This window comes from Glaciimonas soli (assembly GCF_009497155.1).
Lineage (GTDB): Bacteria > Pseudomonadota > Gammaproteobacteria > Burkholderiales > Burkholderiaceae_D > Glaciimonas > Glaciimonas soli.
Genome location: NZ_WINI01000001.1, coordinates 181,757 through 198,313 on the forward strand (window position 1 = coordinate 181,757; position 16,557 = coordinate 198,313).

Sequence of the window (16,557 nt, forward strand, 5' to 3'; positions counted from 1 at the left end):
GTCAAAGCCTGGACTTGGCATTGGTCGGTTAATGGAGCCGGCCAGATTCAATTAAGTGTCGTTGAGTACATCATGCAAAGGTTGAAGCTGGCACTAAGCACGTATCATCTTGGTGGCGTTATTTATTAGTTATATCGAAACCGAATTAATAAGGCTTACCTATTCAATGATAATTCTTATTATCGGTGCCTCCGGCGCCGGCACTTCGACCCTTGCAGCAGCGTTAGAAAATGCGGTGGGATTTAAGCACGTAGAAGCGGACGATTACTATTGGCTACCGACGTTGCCGCCGTTTCAAGCAAAGCGAGATCGTGTGGAGCGATTAAGCGCAATTACCGAAAAATTGGCGTCTTTACCAAATGCTGTCGTAGCAGGCTCGATTCTGGAGTGGGGCGAAGAACTTGAAAACTCCTTTGATTTGATAGTGTTTCTTTATCTGCCAGCTGATATCAGGATGGCGCGGATTATTCAAAGGGAGATTGAGCGATTTGGTAAGGTCGATGCGACCTTTCTTTCTTGGGCAAGCCAGTACGACGAGGGTATTCAGACTGGACGAAGTTTGGCGCGGCACCAGAATTGGCTGGGCCAGCGCAGCTGTCCGATACTTCATTTAGATGGAGATATTTCTGTTGATGAGCGAGTGCGTTTGGTCAGGAATGCTCTAGCTGATCTTGCTTAAGATGATGTTTCGGATTGGATTCGATCTTTCGCGTATGACCAAGTCCGGCCAGTATCGGATACCCAATTATGCGCACGATTGTTTCCATTCAATCTAGCTCTGAACGCAATTTTCGATTTGCATAAACTGCAATAACTTGTTCCGCAACCAGACATTAGCCTGATCTCGGTCAGCGCTACGATGCCAGTACAGGTGCGATTCCATGGTCGACAGTTCAAACGGCAATTCTAGTTGTATTGCGTCGTAACCTTGCACCAATCCTAACGGCGCTGTCAGTGCCAGATCAGTGCGCATGGCGATGAGTGGGGCCATCATATAGTGTTGAACCCGCATCTGAATTTTGCGCGGTTTGCCTAGTTTGTTGAGCGCTGCATCAACATGCCCCAGTCCCTCACGGCGACTCGAAATGTGGATATGCCCCAATGCCAGATAATTTTCCAGACTGAGCGGCTGATTGGCTAGTGGATGCCCTTTGCGTAACATGCAGACATAACGTTCGCTCATCAACGGACTGTGACATAGCTGGGGATCATTGATCAGCGGGGCGTCAATAGCCAGATCCAGCGCCCCCGCCGCCAGCTCTCGGGGGACATCGCGCCGGCTGCTAAAGTAGCTCTCAATGCGAATGCCAGGTGCTTGCCGTTGCAGCACTTCGCCCAAAGCCGGCAATATCAAGGTTTCCGCCAAATCGTTCATACTTACCCGGAATACCTTTTGCGCATTTTCTGGTAAAAACTGATCGGCTTCCTGAACGCTGGCATTGAGCATTTGCAGAGCCTCGCCGACGCGACCAATAATATTTTCCGCCACCGGTGTCGGTACCATGCCTTGCGGAGTACTGACAAACAATTGATCGTTAAAGGTCTTACGCATTCGTTGCAGCGCGTTGCTCACCGCTGGCTGGGAAATACACAATACCTCCGCTGCCCGGGTGAGATTACGTTTGGCATAGATCGTCTCGAAAATCACAAACAGATTGAGATCAACTTGATTTAATCGCATAACTGGTCCTTCTTTCGCTCAAAGCCATAATTAATAATTATGGCTAGGTATAAATATAATAAATTTTAAAAATACTGATGCTATCGCTATTATTTGATTTTGCAAAGCAAAGGTGCGATATGGCGGAGTTCTATCTGGTACGGCACGGCCAGGCGTCTTTCGGGACGGATGACTATGATCGACTGTCGTCGTTAGGCAAGCAGCAATCCTTCTGGCTGGGGCAGTATTTTGCCGAGCGGGGAATGCAATTTGATAGTGTCATCATTGGCACCCAATTACGCCATCGCCAAACTGCTGAGCAAATTTGCCGCGGCATGGCTTACGCCCCCATTTTTACTGAGCACGCCGGGCTCAATGAATACGATTTTCATGCGCTGTATAACGCTCTCGGTGAAGATCATGTGGCATTAAAGCGGTTGGCATCTGGCGACAAGCGTGATTTCTATAAAGGACTGAAGCAGGTATTGCAGCTCTGGACTCTTGACCAACTGATGGGAGCCTTGCCTGAAAGCTGGGAGGACTTCACTCAACGGGTTAATGATGCACGTCACTTTATTCAGCATTGCGGAGCGCAACGGGTTCTGGTGGTCAGTTCTGGCGGGCCAATAGGCATGATGAGTCGACTAGTGTTGGAGGCTCCCGCGAACATCGCTATCGAATTGAATTTACAGATTAAAAATAGTAGCTTTTCGCATTATTTTTTTAATGAGCAGTCAGTCAAGCTCGCGAGTTTCAACAATATCCCGCATCTTGATCAATTGGAGCGCTTGGACGCGATCACCTATGGATAATAAAAAATATGGAGATTTTATAAATGACAACTGATGTGAATAGTCTCGATACGGTCAGACTCGCGGCTTATCTGGAAAGCGTGATAGCTGGTTTTCAAGGACCACTGACTGCCGAGAAGTTTACGGGTGGGCAGTCCAATCCTACTTTTCTTCTAAAAGCCCGTAGCGGTGAATATGTATTGCGTCGTCAACCGTCAGGGTCTTTGCTGAAAGGTGCGCATGCCGTTGATCGGGAATACCGCGTACTGGACGCGTTGAGAGATACGGGAGTCCCGGTAGCTCACGCTTATCACCTGTGCGAGGCCCCTGAGGTGATCGGCAGCATGTTCTATGTCATGAGTTTTGTGCAGGGGAGAATTTTCTGGGATCCGGCGCTGCCAGAGCTGCCGAGCGAGCAACGAGCGCCGCTTTACAGTGAAATGATACGCGTGTTAGCGACGTTGCACGATGTCGATGTGAATGCAGTCGGGTTGGGCGATTACGGTCGCCCGGGTAATTATTTCGAACGTCAGGTCGGTATGTGGACCAAACAATATCGCGCGGCTGAAACCGAGACCATCGCTGCAATGGAGACGCTGATCGTATGGTTGCAAGCAAATCTGCCGGCGGCGGATGATCAGCTCAGTCTGGTTCATGGTGACTACCGTCTTGATAATCTGATATTTCATCCAGCAGAAGCGCGGGTGCTGGCAGTGCTGGACTGGGAGCTTTCGACTCTCGGTCACCCGTTGGCTGATCTGGCCTATTTCTGCATGTGTTTGCGCTTGCCCTCCGTCGGTCACATTTCCGGGCTGGCCAATAAAAATCGCGAGCAATTGGGGATTCCTACCGAAGCCGAACTGGTTGCGCAATATTGCGCACTGCGCGGTATCGGCACCATAGCCAATTGGCCGTTCTATCTGGCATTTAGCTTTTTTCGACTGGCGGCGATACTTCAGGGTGTACTGAAGCGCTCCGTGGACGGCAATGCTTCCAGCGACAAGGCTGCACAAGTTGGCAAGATGGCCGGACATCTTGCGCAATTGGCGGTCGCATTGTTTGAGAATGACCGTTAGATTGAACTGGTATTGAATCGCTAAAACAGCCGCAAACTTCCTGAGGAAAAAATGAGCACAAAACTATTTGATTTGACTGGCAAGATCGCTCTTGTGACAGGTGCCAGCCGCGGTATTGGCGAAGAAATAGCCAAGTTGTTAGCCGAACAGGGCGCTCATGTGATTGTCTCTAGCCGCAAGCTAGACGGTTGCCAACAAGTCGCGGAAGCCATCATTGCGGCAGGTGGCGGCGCCGAAGCTTTTCCCTGTCATGTCGGTTTGATGGAGGATATCGATGCGGTGTTTGCACACATCAGACAGACTCACGGCAAGCTGGATATCCTGGTAAATAATGCGGCCACCAATCCTTACTTTGGCCATATTCTCGACACCAACCTGGCTGTTTATAACAAGACTGTTGACGTCAATATTCGCGGCTATTTCTTCATGTCGGTTGAAGCCGGTAAGTTAATGAAAGAAAACGGCGGCGGCGCGATTGTGAATACTGCATCGATCAACGCTCTGCAGCCCGGCGATATGCAAGGTATCTATTCGATTACCAAGGCTGCGGTGGTCAATATGACCAAGGCCTTTGCCAAGGAATGCGCGCCATTGGGGATTCGTGTCAATGCGCTGCTGCCCGGCATCACCAAGACCAAATTTGCAGGGGCATTGTTCGAGAGCGAAAAAATCTACCAAAGTGTTATCGCGCATGTGCCCATGGGCCGTCATGCCGAACCGCGGGAAATGGCTGGCACCGTGTTGTATTTGGTTTCCGATGCAGCCAGTTACACCACCGGCGAATGCATAGTCGTCGATGGTGGCCTCACCCTTTAAATGAATGAAAGAGATAACCATGCAAATTGAAAATTTTCATAACAAGGTGATCATGATTACCGGTGCCGCCAGCGGATTTGGAAAATTATTGGCTGAGCAACTGGCCGGTCTTGGTGCCCGACTGATACTTGGTGATCGGAACGAAACTGGTTTGGCTGAGGTCGCCGCTTTACTGCGGAAAAGTGGTGCCGAAGTGGTTGCCATGCGCTGCGACGTCAGTCATGAAGCGGATGTTAAGGCGTTGGTAGATGCGGGTGTAAAAAATTTTGGTCGATTGGATATCGGCGTAAATAACGCTGGTTTGTCTTCGCCTATGAAATCACTGTTGGACACCGAAGAGAGCGATTTGGATATTAATTTCGCAGTGAACGCGAAAGGTGTTTTCTTCGGCATGAAATACCAGATTAAACAGATGCTTACGCAAGGTGGCGGTACGGTCTTGAACGTTAGTTCTATGGCCGGACTCGGCGGTGCTCCTAAGCTGGCTGCCTATTGTGCTTCTAAACACGCCGTCGTCGGTTTAACCAAAACGGCGGCGATCGAGTTCGGGCGCAAAAACATTCGCGTCAATGCTATCTGCCCCTTTTATAGTCTGACGCCGATGGTTACCGACAGCTTGGCGGGCGATCTGGAGTCTCAGCAACTGCTTGCCACCGGCTCACCGATGAAGCGTCTCGGTCAGCCTCAGGAGATTGTCAGTGTGATGTTAATGCTCTGCGCCCCTGAAAACAGTTATATGACCGGTCAGGCAATCGCGGTTGATGGCGGCGTATCGGCTAGCTAATTTCGGCAACGTAAATCACCATCAATGATTGCCAACATTGAACGCAATAGAAAGGTCCATCATGGATTTTGGATATACAGCAAAGGTAGAAGGTCTGCGTACCCGCGTGCGCAATTTTATGGATCAACATATCCTGCCGCGCGTGCGTCAGTATAACGAAGAGGTACATGCTGGCATCTTCCCGGTATCGTTCATGGAAGACCTGAAAGCACTGGCGAAAGCGGAAGGTTTGTGGAATCTGTTTTTGCCTCATCTGGACGATAGCGAACCCGGCACCGGTTTGAGTAATCTCGAATACGCGCCACTGGCAGAAATCATGGGGCGTATCAGCTGGGCGTCAGAAGTATTTAATTGCAATGCGCCGGACACGGGCAATATGGAATTGCTGCATATGTTTGCCACACAGGCGCAACGTAAACAATGGCTGCAGCCGTTACTGAATGGCGAGATTCGTTCCGCCTTCGCCATGACAGAACCGGACGTAGCATCCTCCGACGCAACCAACATCACTACCCTGATCCAGCGCGATGGTGATGACTATGTGATCAATGGTCGCAAATGGTTTATTACCAACGCCGCGCATCCGAATTGCAAGATTTTTATCCTGATGGGCAAGACCGATCCGACTGCCGCATCTCATCAGCAGCAGAGCATGATTCTGGTGCCACGGGATACCGCTGGCGTAGAGATTGTACGGAACATCAATATCATGAATCATCACGCCCCCGAAGGACATTGCGAGATAGTGTTTCGCAATGTGCGCGTGCCAGTCAGCAATTTACTAGGCGAGGAGGGCAGTGGCTTTGCGCTAGCTCAGGCGCGTTTGGGGCCAGGTCGCATTCATCATTGCATGCGCTCGATAGGGGCGGCGGAACTGGCATTAGAGTTGATGATAGCGCGAGCAAAAGAACGCCAAAGTTTTGGCAAGTATTTGCATCAACATGGCATCATTTCGGAGTGGATTGCACGTTCGCGCATCGAGATCGAGCAGGCACGTTTGCTTGTTTTGAAAACGGCATGGATGATCGACAACGTCGGCGCCAAGGACGCGCGCAAGGAGATCGCCATGATCAAAGCATTAGTACCGTCGGTTCACACAGCAGTCTGCGATCGCGCCATGCAAACTTTTGGCGCTATGGGACTTAGTCCCGACACGCCGCTCGCTGACCACTGGACGTGGGGCCGGGCCCTGCGTTACGCCGACGGCCCTGATGAGGTGCATCTGAAATCCATCGCCAACATGGAAATCAAGGAAAGCCAGAAAACACCGGGGAGCACGGCGGCTTATCTTACGCCGCCGATACGGCAGTAACTGGTTAAAAAACTAGACATTACGCAAGATATTAACCTTCTCCATTAGGCGACAAAAAAATGGATACTTCACATCGTCGCAGGGCCAAGTGCATGTGGGGAAAACTGAGAACCCACTGAACGCCTGCTGGCCATATCGTGACCGAAACAGGGAGCAGCTATCCGCCTCCAAGACCTAGAAACACGAAGGGCTTGGATGGCTGAAAGTGCGAACTCGCATCGCCACTAAACGTATTACGCTGATTTTTTCCAAGATCCAGTTTTAAAACCTTGCCATTGGTGGCATCAAAATTCACTTTCTTAAGATCGACCCAAAACGTATTCGGAGTTAAAGCCGACTCGAAGAAGTAGAGCATCCGTTTTTGGTCGGCCACCGTGCGCCAGCGAGTTGACGATATATTAGGTTGTCCTTCGGTGACGATGCCAAATGGCACTGACGTATTTCTGATGACACTGAAAACGCTGGCAAGCGCGACAACTGGATCTTCGCTCTTAGGAATAGCGTTAATGTAAAAGGATGCACGCGCAAAGCGATCAGCGGCGCGATTGGTGCCTGGTAGCATGACTGTGCCCCCAATGTCTTTCCAGTAAGCGTTCAGCGCCAGTTGCTGATCGAAGGAGGGCGAATTGGTCATCACTTGAAACTGACGTCCATGATGAATGACGAGCTTCCCACCAATGTATTCAAATATGGCACTGTCGCCGCTGGCGTCGGATATGGAGAGATGAAGATTAGCTAGACGGTTTTGTCCCGGCACATTGTCAGTCACGGCAAGAAACGGCTCCTTCTCCAGGACACTGACCGCTTCGGCCACTGTCGCGAAATTATCTAGAACATATTGGGCCCAGAGAGAAAGGGCCAAGGCTGGTTTGTCCTTTGTGTAAGCCGGATATTGTGATTCGGCGAGCCACAAAAGTTGGGCTGAGAGACCCTTTTCGTTTAATCCATCTGTGGTTGCCACGTCATATGCTGATGCGATAACGCTGCCGTATTTGGAAGTCCATTCCAGGGAATTCGGGCCGCCTTGACCAGTACGATGGATACCTCTCGGAAACGCCCAGAGGTTAGTGCCGATGTCTTCATTCCAATCCATCGATCTGGCAGTAATAACATCGCCATTCGCACCCAAATAAACCAACCGGGTACACGCATCGACGGGAGTCGCCGGCGCACCGAGAGCAAAAATTGCCGCACATACGAGAGGTTTAACCCAACGAATTTTGTTGTCCATTTCGCAATCTCCAATCAGAATTATGTTGAAGTAGCTAATCATCGCACTGACAGCGAACGTGCTGCGCTCACTAACGATGTTTGGTGGATTGTACTTGCTAATCGTCGTTTATTTCCGCAGCGGCTCCGCTAGCCAGCTTTCCAGAAATTGCACGCATACACGCACATTCGCTGTCGTTCCCAATCGCGTAGGATAAATCGCCCACACGTCGGCCTCCTGGCTGTAATCTGGAAGTACCCTGATCAAACGCCCATCGGCAAGGCTAGGGGCAACATCCCAGATCGAGCGCAAGATAATGCCATGACCGTCGATTGCCCATTGATGGACCAGTTCACCGTTGTTGGTCGAAAGAGGGCCTTTGACCCGCACGGTTTCGGGGCCGTGGGATCCGGACAGCTTCCAGCGTCCGAAATCCTGGTCGCGTTCACGGATCACGATGCATTTATGTTGCAGAAGATCGGCGAGTTGTTGCGGCGTGCCATTGCGCTCCAGATACGTCGGCGAGGCGCACAGAATGCGTGAATTCGCGGCTATCCGTCGAGCGATTAAATGCGACTCTTGTACCTGACCCACGCGAATATCGAGATGAAATCCTTCAGCGATAAGATCGACCGGCCGGTCCAGTAATTCGAGCTGCACTTCCAGCTCGGGATATTCACGCACCAGCGCCGAGATGGCTGGTGCAATCCAATTGCGGCCAAATCCTGAACTGGTGCACAAGCGCAGTAGTCCACGTGGCGAACTTCCTTTCTGGGATATCGTTTCTCCAAGCTGGTCGACGTCCTCCAGGATGCGTTGCGCCCACTCGTGGACAATACTGCCGTGCTCGGTCAACGAGACTTTGCGTGTTGTCCGATGTAGTAATCGTACCCGCAAAGTTTTTTCCAGGATGGCGATGCGCTTGCTCACGAGCGCGTTGGAAACCCTAAGCTCTAGTGCTGACGCAGCAAAACTTTGCTTACGCACAACAACACAAAAGAGGCTGAGATCGTCCAGAAGGGGCCGGTTTATTTTAATATCTGTACGCATAAACGCGGTTCAAGTCGAAAGCATTATTCACGATACGTGTTCTTTTTGGCTACGAATTACTTAATTATATATTTCTTCGTATTTAGTAATATGAGTTTGTTTGCTAACTCTCTCGAACCGGTTAACGGTAAATACTATGAAAATCCATAAAATTGCAGTAATTGCTGGCGACGGCATCGGTAACGAAGTGATGCCGGAAGGTTTGCGCGTGCTGGAAGCGACCGCGCGTAAATTTAACATTGCCCTTGAGTTCACGACCATGGAATGGGCCAATTGCGATTATTACCTCAAGCATGGTCAGATGATGCCAGACGATTGGCGACAGCAGCTCGACGGTTTCGAAGCGATCTATTTCGGCGCTGCCGGCATGCCCGACAAAGTGCCCGATCATATTTCGTTGTGGGGCTCGTTGCTCAAATTCCGGCGCGACTACGATCAATACGTCAACTTACGCCCGGTACGCCTGATGCCTGGCGTGCCTTGCCCGCTGGCCAACCGCAAGCCGGGCGACATCGACTTCTACGTCGTGCGCGAAAACACTGAAGGCGAATACTCATCAGTTGGTGGGAAGATGTTCGACAACACCGACCGTGAGTTTGTGGTGCAAGATGCGATTTTCACGCGCAAGGGTACCGACAGGATACTGAAGTATGCATTCGACCTGGCGCAAAGCCGGCCAAAGAAACACCTGACCTCAGCCACTAAATCGAACGGTATTTCGATCAGCATGCCGTACTGGGATGAACGTGTGGAAGCGATGGCGCCATCGTATGCCGACGTCCGTTGGGATAAGTATCACATCGATATATTGTGCGCTCGCTTCGTGCTCTCGCCGGAACGTTTCGACGTGGTGGTGGCATCAAACCTGTTCGGCGACATCTTGTCCGATCTTGGTCCTGCATGCACCGGTACGATCGGCATCGCACCGTCGGCAAATCTGAATCCGGATCGCACGTTTCCATCGCTGTTCGAGCCAGTGCATGGTTCAGCGCCTGATATTTTCGGTAAAAACATCGCCAATCCGATTGGTATGATTTGGTCCGGCGCGATGATGCTGGACTTCCTTGGAAATGGCGACGCGAACTACACGGCTGCGCACGACGCCATCATGAAGGCGATCGAAACCGTGCTGGTGCAGGGCCCAAATACGCCCGACCTCGGTGGCAGCGGCAACACGACCGACGTTGGCAAGGCAATCGCCGCCGCGCTCTGACCTGAAAGGCTTTGATCCTAAACGATCACGGTGAAAAACAACAATTCAATGTCGTTCCTGAAAGGGCGGCATGTCATTGACCTTATCCGGGTCGCACCGGTGAGCGCTATGAATGACTGACTGTTCATGTACAACGACCGATCACGAGATTTGAATGGTCCGCCGCAACGGGATGAAATCTGTCTGTCTGACACGAACGCATCAGTTCAGATAAACCGAGCTGGTCGCGATTGCCATTCCATTTGATTACTGGCACGATGAATATTTTCCTACAGCATCGTTCGGTTTTTTATGGAAGGCAGTCACATGTTCATTGAAGCATTCAATTACAAGCGCTGGTCTGATCAACGCACTTTGGAGGCGATAAGAAGCATTAACGGGAAAGAATTTCCTTCTGCCGTTAAATTCGCACAGCAACAACTAAATCATATGATCAGAGTGGAGGAGCTATGATGTCGCGCCGGATTTACGTGCCGTGCAAAAACTGGTAGGTTTATTTAGTAGAAAAGATCAACCACAAAATGCAAGTATCTCCGCGCCCAAAAAACTGCTGAATGTTATTCAGGCCGCCATCGCAACACCTGCCGAACCGGCCAATCAACCACCATCATTACCAGCTTCGCCTATGCAAACCAATTCATTCGAACTACAAGACGACTCCATTCAGGATCGTGAAATGGCCTTACAAGCGATGATCAAAGCACGGGAATGGTTTGAGCAGGCTGAGCCGAGCAGTCCGGTGTCAGTGCTATTACGGCAGGCGGAGAAGATGGTGGGGAGACGGTTTTCTGAAGTAGTGCAGTGTATTCCGCTGGAATTGTTGGAGCGGTGGGAGCAGGAAGAAAAGGGATAGGTATTGAAAATATATACAAATATCGATTTGTACTTTCTCACTAATTTCTCAAATAGTCCTACGTCATTGCTAAAATGACTAGTAAATTTCAATCTATTACCAATCAAAATACTATGTTTGAAATTAGAAAAATTGCTTCCACCCGGTACGCGTAACGTGCGTTGTTATCGCTTGCCAGACTACCCAACTGGTTACCGGTTAAGAATTGGAACATGGCTAGGCGAAGACAAGAATATCGTTTTATCGCTATCCATAAAAAACGCCTCCTAGATGGAGGCATTTCAAATAGAGAATTACCAGATCTCTTAGCTTGTTGCCGGTTGAAGTGTGAGGGAAAGAAGCCACCGTTTAAGGGCTGCAAATTTTGCTCTAGATGATCTGGTTTTCTTGGATAAGCGCAGGCATCGTATTTTACATAATATAAATTATGCGAAATTCGCCAGTGCGAGACAAATTGTCTAATTTTAATTGCTTGAAAGCTACTTAATTATATTTATGATTGAGGGCTTTTTGATTATGAATGGCTATCACTATCGACGTACGCCCCGCGACGCATGGGGAATCAATCCATTCAAGGAGTATCTGCACGACCTAACGGCTATGAAGCCAGAAAGCATCCAAGCTCTATGCAAATGGCTAGATATCAGTCTCAAAACTATGCAACGCTATATTTCAGGAGAAACGCACGTTCCACGTGCTATCTGCTATGCGCTGTATCACGAATCACAATGGGGAAAACAACTTGCCTATACCGAGGCTTTTAACGACCGGCAAATACAGTTCATGCAAATTAATGAACTCAAGAGCCAAGTACGGAATTTAGAGACTAACTTGGCCGACACCCGCCGCGCATTGGCCGAAGCGGAAAAACATACCGCTGCCATATCAAGCGCCTCTAATGATGCAACATATGGAATTAAGAGAGAGCCTCGCAATCCACATGCTTTTACGGCGTTTAAGCTGAAGGCATCATATAGACGCCATCAGCGGAGATAATCTTTACTTTGGTCTATCTGCGGTTGCCGATGTGAACTCATCTAAGATGAAATTCGTCTCCGCGACAGCCGCCTTATAGTCTTCATTTGCGGCGTTAAGCTCTTCTATATCCGCTATTGTTGGAGCGCCACCGTCTTCTGGTGCTAACGGTTTAATGATCTTTTGAAAAAACCTTTGACGCCTCTCAAACGCATTCTGCTCATTTTTCATTGCATTCTGTACTTTAATACGCCGTTCTTCAAATTCTGTCATTACCACCTCAAAATAGTTTGCGTAAATGATAACTCTTAGTTATCTAATGCAATTGCCCTAACATTTCTTTTCCACACTGATTTTATATGCCAACCACACAAAACAACCATTGCCATATCAATGCAAAATTCAATCCTCTGTGCGTCGCTAAAAAAAGCAAAAAATACACCCATAACAAACCAAATAAATATCAGTGCAAATAAATCAATCAGCGTTATCACTATCTTCTTTAGCGTCCCGGCATTCTCGCTCTTTGTCCACACTAAACCAATGAACCACCCACACATAATAACCACCGCGCAATCAATGTAAAACTCAAACTTTGAGTATTCAAAAAGAGATAAAATCAATCTTACTAAAAGCAGTATTAAAATAACAAATATAACATTTGCTATCGTTAGCGATATTTTCTTAAACATTCGCGCCCCTAGTTTATCCATACTTCTTTGTGTTTTCGTTTATAGCGCTTCTGATAAATCCGCTGCATCATTTTACGATGCTCAACGGAAACTGTGAATGTCGTTTTGTTATCGAATGCTGCATATACAACACCAGACCTCAGCGCCTTTGCTTTTTTACCGTCCATCACCGCGCCAATTCCCCCCTTCGCAACTTGCGCAACAATTACATCAACAATTTCTGCCTTTAACGTCTCTGCATTCATTACGCTGACAAACTCGGTGCTCAACGCCGTATTTATTTTGTTGGTGACGTGCTTATCGATATCAGTAATCACAGCATCTTTGTTAGTGATGTCGGTGAAATCAATTCCTGTCTTACGACTTACCTCACGCGTAAGCACGTCTTTAGTAACGAATTCATCGTCGCCTATTTCAAAGCCGCTCTCACGCATCGCCGCTCTGACATGCACCATCATGCTATTTTCAAGTGTTGTGATGGTTTCATTAGCAATGCTTGATGCGTCGTAATTCCCAGCTTTCAATTGTTCTACGATGGAGTGCGCCACCTGCCCTGCCACCTCATCAAAAGCTGCTTTATATTTCACCTCAAATTTTCTCATCGCTATTTTTCCACCCACATACGTTTATGTTTAGCGCGGTATCGCGCCTGCCGTTCACGGTTTTTAATTGCTGCCGTGGTCATGATCAGAGGTTGCTTTTCTTGCGGTTTTAACTTGTCGTAATTGGCTTCAAACGCCATTGCCGCCGTGATGATGCGTTGCCGCGCACTCGCATCTATAAGGGTGCTTGCACCGCCTTCCATCGCTATTTTTACCTGTTCTGCAACGTAACCATGCATACGTTGGCGCAGTACATCCTGATCGTTCAAACCGGTAATGATTGGCTTGTCTGGTGGTGCGCCTAGCGCGTGGTTTAGCTGACCTATGCCAATTTTTTCCAAATCGTTTTTGAGCGCATCACGGTCAAACACATTGTTAAACGATGTACCTAACTCTTTGTTTATTGCTTGGGTTATCGATTTTTCAGTAATCACAAATTCACCATCATCATTCACTTCTAAATCAATCCCCACCAATGATGAAATTGCATAAGCTATTATTTTTTTCGAGTCCTTTTTCAACCAGTTTTTTATTTCGTTTTTGAACAGCCACCATAATTTATCAATAATATACAGCGCCCATGCATAAGCTCTTGCCCTAGCAATGACAGCTCCAGCAGCAGCCACTAATTCCACTAAAAATGCTATCAACTCAGGCAACAATGCGATCATAATTTCCCCCCATAAAAAAAGCCGGAATCAACCGGCCTTTTATTTCTCAATTCCCATTTTTGCTTCAATACGCGCCAGCCGTAATTCAATTTTCATCACGTATCTAAACGCTGCAAATTGGACGGCAACAGCATGCACAGCAAAGCCAGCTATTACCCCCCAAGGAATTTCATTAATTGGCATCGCCAGCGCCAGCTACAGCGCTATCAACCCCATGACGTACCGTTGCACCCAGCACGCTAGTTAAGATCATTTGCGCTGCCGCAAAATACGACAGCCCGCCAGTCAGTACGCCAGCCACAGCACCTAGCACGCCCAGCCCCGCAGTGATGTACGTTTTTTTACCTGCTAATGCTCCAAAAATAGACAACATTTTTACCCCTTAAATTGAAAATGTGGAAACTCTCTAAAATGCACCCAACGCCCCGCCCATTCAAAGCCTGCGGCTTCTCCTAGTGCTCCCATTTTTTGCCAAAGTGCGATTTCTTCGGCGCTCTCATTGCCACACAACTTCCCATTCACCAGTGGATAAACATCCAGCGCACGACGCACGTTGTGTAATGACTGCCCTGCCCTTGCATCGGTCACTATTCGACCTGGCGTAGTACGGCCTTGCGCGTAGAGCGCCGCTTGCTCTTCATCGGTGCGATAGGTGCATGAAACGACCGTTGAAATACCGGCTTTTTCACACGCCGCAAGAAATGTTTTTGCCATTTCTGCGACGTGTGGCAAGAGAGCATCTAATGATCGGTCAGCCATGATTACGCTGTTGCTGCCGGAGCTGCAACCGGTGCGACTGGCGCATGCGCTGTCGCTGCTACAACCGGTGTAACTGGCGCATGCGCTGTAGCTGGTGCCGTCAGCGCTGCAAGGCTTGCATTCAGGCTGGCGACGTAGCTCGTCATCAACGTGATCACATCGTTATAACCTTGCAGCGCCGCTTGCTCTGCACTGTTACCGGTCGCCCAGCCCAGAGAGGTTGCCGACGCTACCAATGCCTGATTTTTCGTCAGGACTGCATTAGCGGCGGTAATGTCTTTATTGAGCGTAGTCGTTTCGCTTGCAATGGCTTTGGTCGGGTCTGTACTAGCCACCGCTTTTGTTGCCAGTGCATCGGATGGCATCGACACAGTGATGGTGTTTCCTTGCTGCATGAATTTGCCGACGAATTTTGCCGTTGCACCAGCATCCGCATAGGTCTTGATTTTGCCGTTCGTGTCGTAAGTGCTGTAACTACCATTGCTGTCCGTCACTACGGCATTGTATTTTGGTTTCTTTGCACCGTTCGACGTTAATACTACGGTGACATCACCCACCAATGCGGTGAGGTCTTTTGCAAAAATTGTTTGCGCTACCAATGTACTCATGATTACTCCATTTATATTTCACATAGTGGGAAATTCCACGATATGAAATATAAATGGAGTAATAGTTTTTGTAAATCAATATTTATAAATTGATTGTTGTTACCTAAAAATTGCCGCTCGCCTCTAATGCCATGCGACGCTGAACCTCGTTTAGTTCGTCCAGCAATGCCTGCGTAACTAGGCTTCTTTTCGATTCATCGGCAAATTTGCGACGAGGTGTGAGCGCCAAACTAGCACTTACTCTTTCTGCATATTTACCCATGCCAGCCAATTTACGCTTAAGCGGCGCACCGGTTTTAGGGCGGTTTTGTGCATCACGTTCCATATTGTGATCTATCCATTTTTGCGCGTTAGCAGTACTAGAAAAGCCGTAAGTGTCACCATTCACACGCCCCAGATATTGGATAGTTGCTCCTGCTACCAAAATGCCGTAACCATGATAGTCATAGCCATTTGTCGGGCTAGGGTAATACCGCCCCCAATCCACATGGTATGTCCACCATGCAACCGCGTCCCCAGCGGCGGTATATGCGGCAACATATTTTTCAAATAACGACTCATCCTGCGCCGCCCAGCTAGTCCCTCTAGACCAACAGCTTGCGATGTCGTCTACATAAGCACTATTATTCGACGCTACGCCGACACTTGCCCGCCATACCTGATAGTCATTTACCGCTGCATAGCCTGTGCTATTAGGATAAGTTTTCAACGACACCGTCGCTGACGAAGCTTCCACAAATTTACCTTGAAAGCCGCCAAGCAGCCCTTTTTTACCAATGTAAATCTGCCCCTGATATTCAAATGGTTGCGACAAATAAAGACCACTTTTGATCTTTTCTATCGTCACTAACGGCATGCTTATATTCATAGGTCACCCACCACTCGGTGTTACCGTGGCATCGGTTGATCCATCCGGTAACGTGCCGTTTTGCGCCAGCGTTAGCACCCCTTGCGCTGCCTGTATTTCATTTGTCAAGTCATTGACGCGCTGTGTTTTATGAGCACTACCTGCCCATGTGGAATTGATGGTCGCCAATGTTGCCGTATCAGCAGTTACCACCGTTTGCGCCGCCGTCGCCAAGCTCGCCAATTTTGTTGCTGCCGCCGCTAATTCTGCCGTTGACTGAGCAGGTTTGCCGCACAGATTGCCAAAATCGACCACAGTGATAGCGAACGTTTGTAATACCTTGCACGAACGCCGCACAAAACTTTCCACATCAGCCAATCCCGACAACCGGCGCGGCTTAAAACCGTCAGTGCATAGCACGTAGTTGCTCCCGCCATCCATCGTAAAACCTGCGCTAAATCGCGCCGGATTCTTGGAAAGCAGCGTCAAAGTTACCTGCAAATCTCCGGCTTTTCGCAACATCCGAGCTAGCACGCTCTGTCCCACATATACATCCATATCCCGTCCTTTTTTCTCTGTAACCCTGTTTGAATAGGCAAATTGAGGCTGTTTATTCGTCTCACCCCCGACTAATGCCG

The 16,557-nt window shown here is 48.9% G+C and carries 22 protein-coding genes; 9 read left to right on the plus strand and 13 right to left on the minus strand.

What is annotated here, in order from left to right; genetic code table 11:
* The first annotated feature begins 112 nt into the window (after nucleotides 1-112).
* On the plus strand, nucleotides 113-679 hold the full coding sequence (locus tag GEV47_RS00835) for a P-loop NTPase family protein (RefSeq protein ID WP_322741548.1): 567 nt from the start codon (nucleotides 113-115) through the stop codon (nucleotides 677-679).
* A gap of 93 nt (nucleotides 680-772) precedes the next feature.
* Here GEV47_RS00835 and GEV47_RS00840 read toward each other — a convergent pair whose 3' ends face one another.
* Nucleotides 773-1,681 (minus strand): LysR family transcriptional regulator, encoded by a 909-nt coding sequence (locus GEV47_RS00840; RefSeq protein ID WP_153232833.1) that lies wholly within the window; start codon nucleotides 1,679-1,681, stop codon nucleotides 773-775.
* A gap of 119 nt (nucleotides 1,682-1,800) precedes the next feature.
* On the opposite strand from GEV47_RS00840, the gene GEV47_RS00845 reads away from it, so the two are divergent.
* The 5 genes from GEV47_RS00845 to GEV47_RS00865 all read left to right on the plus strand — a co-directional run bounded on the left by GEV47_RS00845 (nucleotide 1,801) and on the right by GEV47_RS00865 (nucleotide 6,439).
* On the plus strand, nucleotides 1,801-2,472 hold the full coding sequence (locus tag GEV47_RS00845; protein ID WP_153232834.1) for a histidine phosphatase family protein: 672 nt from the start codon (nucleotides 1,801-1,803) through the stop codon (nucleotides 2,470-2,472).
* A gap of 23 nt (nucleotides 2,473-2,495) precedes the next feature.
* The gene (locus GEV47_RS00850) at nucleotides 2,496-3,527 is read left to right on the plus strand and encodes a phosphotransferase family protein (RefSeq protein WP_153232835.1); all 1,032 of its coding nucleotides are present in this window, start codon (nucleotides 2,496-2,498) and stop codon (nucleotides 3,525-3,527) included.
* A 51-nt stretch (nucleotides 3,528-3,578) separates the two neighbouring features.
* Nucleotides 3,579-4,343, plus strand: coding sequence for an SDR family oxidoreductase (locus tag GEV47_RS00855; RefSeq protein ID WP_153232836.1), 765 nt, complete (start codon nucleotides 3,579-3,581; stop codon nucleotides 4,341-4,343).
* Nucleotides 4,344-4,362: 19 nt separating this feature from the next.
* Entirely contained in the window at nucleotides 4,363-5,127 is a 765-nt protein-coding gene (locus GEV47_RS00860) for an SDR family NAD(P)-dependent oxidoreductase (protein WP_153232837.1), read from the plus strand.
* A gap of 61 nt (nucleotides 5,128-5,188) precedes the next feature.
* Entirely contained in the window at nucleotides 5,189-6,439 is a 1,251-nt protein-coding gene (locus GEV47_RS00865) for an acyl-CoA dehydrogenase family protein (RefSeq protein WP_153232838.1), read from the plus strand.
* 157 nt (nucleotides 6,440-6,596) lie between these two features.
* On the opposite strand, the gene GEV47_RS00870 is transcribed toward GEV47_RS00865, so the two are convergent.
* Together GEV47_RS00870 and GEV47_RS00875 are read right to left on the minus strand one after the other, a co-directional pair.
* Complete coding sequence (locus tag GEV47_RS00870) at nucleotides 6,597-7,670, minus strand: linear amide C-N hydrolase (protein WP_153232839.1); 1,074 nt, start codon at nucleotides 7,668-7,670, stop codon at nucleotides 6,597-6,599.
* 108 nt (nucleotides 7,671-7,778) lie between these two features.
* On the minus strand, nucleotides 7,779-8,699 hold the full coding sequence (locus GEV47_RS00875; protein WP_153232840.1) for a LysR family transcriptional regulator: 921 nt from the start codon (nucleotides 8,697-8,699) through the stop codon (nucleotides 7,779-7,781).
* 136 nt (nucleotides 8,700-8,835) lie between these two features.
* Between GEV47_RS00875 and GEV47_RS00880 the strand changes: the two genes are divergently transcribed.
* The 3 genes from GEV47_RS00880 to GEV47_RS00895 all read left to right on the plus strand — a co-directional run bounded on the left by GEV47_RS00880 (nucleotide 8,836) and on the right by GEV47_RS00895 (nucleotide 11,761).
* On the plus strand, nucleotides 8,836-9,912 hold the full coding sequence (locus GEV47_RS00880; protein ID WP_153232841.1) for a tartrate dehydrogenase: 1,077 nt from the start codon (nucleotides 8,836-8,838) through the stop codon (nucleotides 9,910-9,912).
* Between the two features lie 475 nt (nucleotides 9,913-10,387).
* On the plus strand, nucleotides 10,388-10,765 hold the full coding sequence (locus tag GEV47_RS00890) for a hypothetical protein (protein WP_153232843.1): 378 nt from the start codon (nucleotides 10,388-10,390) through the stop codon (nucleotides 10,763-10,765).
* Nucleotides 10,766-11,281: 516 nt separating this feature from the next.
* Nucleotides 11,282-11,761 carry a hypothetical protein gene (locus tag GEV47_RS00895; RefSeq protein WP_153232844.1) on the plus strand — a complete coding sequence of 160 codons (480 nt, stop codon included), beginning with the start codon at nucleotides 11,282-11,284 and terminating at the stop codon, nucleotides 11,759-11,761.
* 3 nt (nucleotides 11,762-11,764) lie between these two features.
* Here GEV47_RS00895 and GEV47_RS00900 read toward each other — a convergent pair whose 3' ends face one another.
* From GEV47_RS00900 to GEV47_RS00945, 10 genes are all read right to left on the minus strand, one after another.
* Entirely contained in the window at nucleotides 11,765-12,013 is a 249-nt protein-coding gene (locus GEV47_RS00900; RefSeq protein WP_153232845.1) for a hypothetical protein, read from the minus strand.
* Nucleotides 12,014-12,048: 35 nt separating this feature from the next.
* Nucleotides 12,049-12,453, minus strand: a complete 405-nt coding sequence (locus GEV47_RS00905) for a hypothetical protein (protein WP_153232846.1) — start codon at nucleotides 12,451-12,453, stop codon at nucleotides 12,049-12,051.
* Nucleotides 12,441-13,034: a hypothetical protein gene (locus tag GEV47_RS00910; protein ID WP_153232847.1), complete on the minus strand. Its 594-nt coding sequence runs from the start codon at nucleotides 13,032-13,034 to the stop codon at nucleotides 12,441-12,443. The genes GEV47_RS00905 and GEV47_RS00910 overlap by 13 nt, the downstream gene beginning before the upstream one ends.
* Before the next feature lie 2 nt (nucleotides 13,035-13,036).
* Nucleotides 13,037-13,705, minus strand: coding sequence for a hypothetical protein (locus GEV47_RS00915; protein WP_153232848.1), 669 nt, complete (start codon nucleotides 13,703-13,705; stop codon nucleotides 13,037-13,039).
* Nucleotides 13,706-13,744: 39 nt separating this feature from the next.
* Nucleotides 13,745-13,888 (minus strand): hypothetical protein, encoded by a 144-nt coding sequence (locus GEV47_RS00920; protein ID WP_153232849.1) that lies wholly within the window; start codon nucleotides 13,886-13,888, stop codon nucleotides 13,745-13,747.
* Nucleotides 13,878-14,078 (minus strand): hypothetical protein, encoded by a 201-nt coding sequence (locus GEV47_RS00925; RefSeq protein ID WP_153232850.1) that lies wholly within the window; start codon nucleotides 14,076-14,078, stop codon nucleotides 13,878-13,880. Before GEV47_RS00925 ends, GEV47_RS00920 begins: the two co-directional genes overlap by 11 nt.
* A gap of 2 nt (nucleotides 14,079-14,080) precedes the next feature.
* Nucleotides 14,081-14,464: a M15 family metallopeptidase gene (locus GEV47_RS00930; RefSeq protein ID WP_153232851.1), complete on the minus strand. Its 384-nt coding sequence runs from the start codon at nucleotides 14,462-14,464 to the stop codon at nucleotides 14,081-14,083.
* Between the two features lie 2 nt (nucleotides 14,465-14,466).
* The gene (locus GEV47_RS00935; RefSeq protein WP_153232852.1) at nucleotides 14,467-15,072 is read right to left on the minus strand and encodes a hypothetical protein; all 606 of its coding nucleotides are present in this window, start codon (nucleotides 15,070-15,072) and stop codon (nucleotides 14,467-14,469) included.
* Between the two features lie 103 nt (nucleotides 15,073-15,175).
* A complete protein-coding gene (locus GEV47_RS00940; protein ID WP_153232853.1) occupies nucleotides 15,176-15,940 on the minus strand; it encodes a hypothetical protein in 765 nt (254 codons plus the stop codon).
* Nucleotides 15,941-15,943: 3 nt separating this feature from the next.
* Nucleotides 15,944-16,477, minus strand: coding sequence for a hypothetical protein (locus GEV47_RS00945; protein WP_153232854.1), 534 nt, complete (start codon nucleotides 16,475-16,477; stop codon nucleotides 15,944-15,946).
* Between the last annotated feature and the right edge of the window lie 80 nt (nucleotides 16,478-16,557).

What these genes read in the sequence shown, in the direction of transcription:
- GEV47_RS00905 (WP_153232846.1), bottom strand. Translation starts at nt 12,453, where the DNA reads ATGGATAAACTAGGGGCGCGAATGTTTAAGAAAATATCGCTAACGATA.
- GEV47_RS00930 (WP_153232851.1), bottom strand. Translation starts at nt 14,464, where the DNA reads ATGGCTGACCGATCATTAGATGCTCTCTTGCCACACGTCGCAGAAATG.
- GEV47_RS00910 (WP_153232847.1), bottom strand. Translation starts at nt 13,034, where the DNA reads ATGAGAAAATTTGAGGTGAAATATAAAGCAGCTTTTGATGAGGTGGCA.
- GEV47_RS00945 (WP_153232854.1), bottom strand. Translation starts at nt 16,477, where the DNA reads ATGGATGTATATGTGGGACAGAGCGTGCTAGCTCGGATGTTGCGAAAA.
- GEV47_RS00920 (WP_153232849.1), bottom strand. Translation starts at nt 13,888, where the DNA reads ATGCCAATTAATGAAATTCCTTGGGGGGTAATAGCTGGCTTTGCTGTG.
- GEV47_RS00875 (WP_153232840.1), bottom strand. Translation starts at nt 8,699, where the DNA reads ATGCGTACAGATATTAAAATAAACCGGCCCCTTCTGGACGATCTCAGC.
- GEV47_RS00855 (WP_153232836.1), top strand. Translation starts at nt 3,579, where the DNA reads ATGAGCACAAAACTATTTGATTTGACTGGCAAGATCGCTCTTGTGACA.
- GEV47_RS00845 (WP_153232834.1), top strand. Translation starts at nt 1,801, where the DNA reads ATGGCGGAGTTCTATCTGGTACGGCACGGCCAGGCGTCTTTCGGGACG.
- GEV47_RS00840 (WP_153232833.1), bottom strand. Translation starts at nt 1,681, where the DNA reads ATGCGATTAAATCAAGTTGATCTCAATCTGTTTGTGATTTTCGAGACG.
- GEV47_RS00900 (WP_153232845.1), bottom strand. Translation starts at nt 12,013, where the DNA reads ATGACAGAATTTGAAGAACGGCGTATTAAAGTACAGAATGCAATGAAA.
- GEV47_RS00895 (WP_153232844.1), top strand. Translation starts at nt 11,282, where the DNA reads ATGAATGGCTATCACTATCGACGTACGCCCCGCGACGCATGGGGAATC.
- GEV47_RS00865 (WP_153232838.1), top strand. Translation starts at nt 5,189, where the DNA reads ATGGATTTTGGATATACAGCAAAGGTAGAAGGTCTGCGTACCCGCGTG.
- GEV47_RS00850 (WP_153232835.1), top strand. Translation starts at nt 2,496, where the DNA reads ATGACAACTGATGTGAATAGTCTCGATACGGTCAGACTCGCGGCTTAT.
- GEV47_RS00870 (WP_153232839.1), bottom strand. Translation starts at nt 7,670, where the DNA reads ATGGACAACAAAATTCGTTGGGTTAAACCTCTCGTATGTGCGGCAATT.
- GEV47_RS00860 (WP_153232837.1), top strand. Translation starts at nt 4,363, where the DNA reads ATGCAAATTGAAAATTTTCATAACAAGGTGATCATGATTACCGGTGCC.
- GEV47_RS00940 (WP_153232853.1), bottom strand. Translation starts at nt 15,940, where the DNA reads ATGAATATAAGCATGCCGTTAGTGACGATAGAAAAGATCAAAAGTGGT.
- GEV47_RS00880 (WP_153232841.1), top strand. Translation starts at nt 8,836, where the DNA reads ATGAAAATCCATAAAATTGCAGTAATTGCTGGCGACGGCATCGGTAAC.
- GEV47_RS00935 (WP_153232852.1), bottom strand. Translation starts at nt 15,072, where the DNA reads ATGAGTACATTGGTAGCGCAAACAATTTTTGCAAAAGACCTCACCGCA.
- GEV47_RS00925 (WP_153232850.1), bottom strand. Translation starts at nt 14,078, where the DNA reads ATGTTGTCTATTTTTGGAGCATTAGCAGGTAAAAAAACGTACATCACT.
- GEV47_RS00915 (WP_153232848.1), bottom strand. Translation starts at nt 13,705, where the DNA reads ATGATCGCATTGTTGCCTGAGTTGATAGCATTTTTAGTGGAATTAGTG.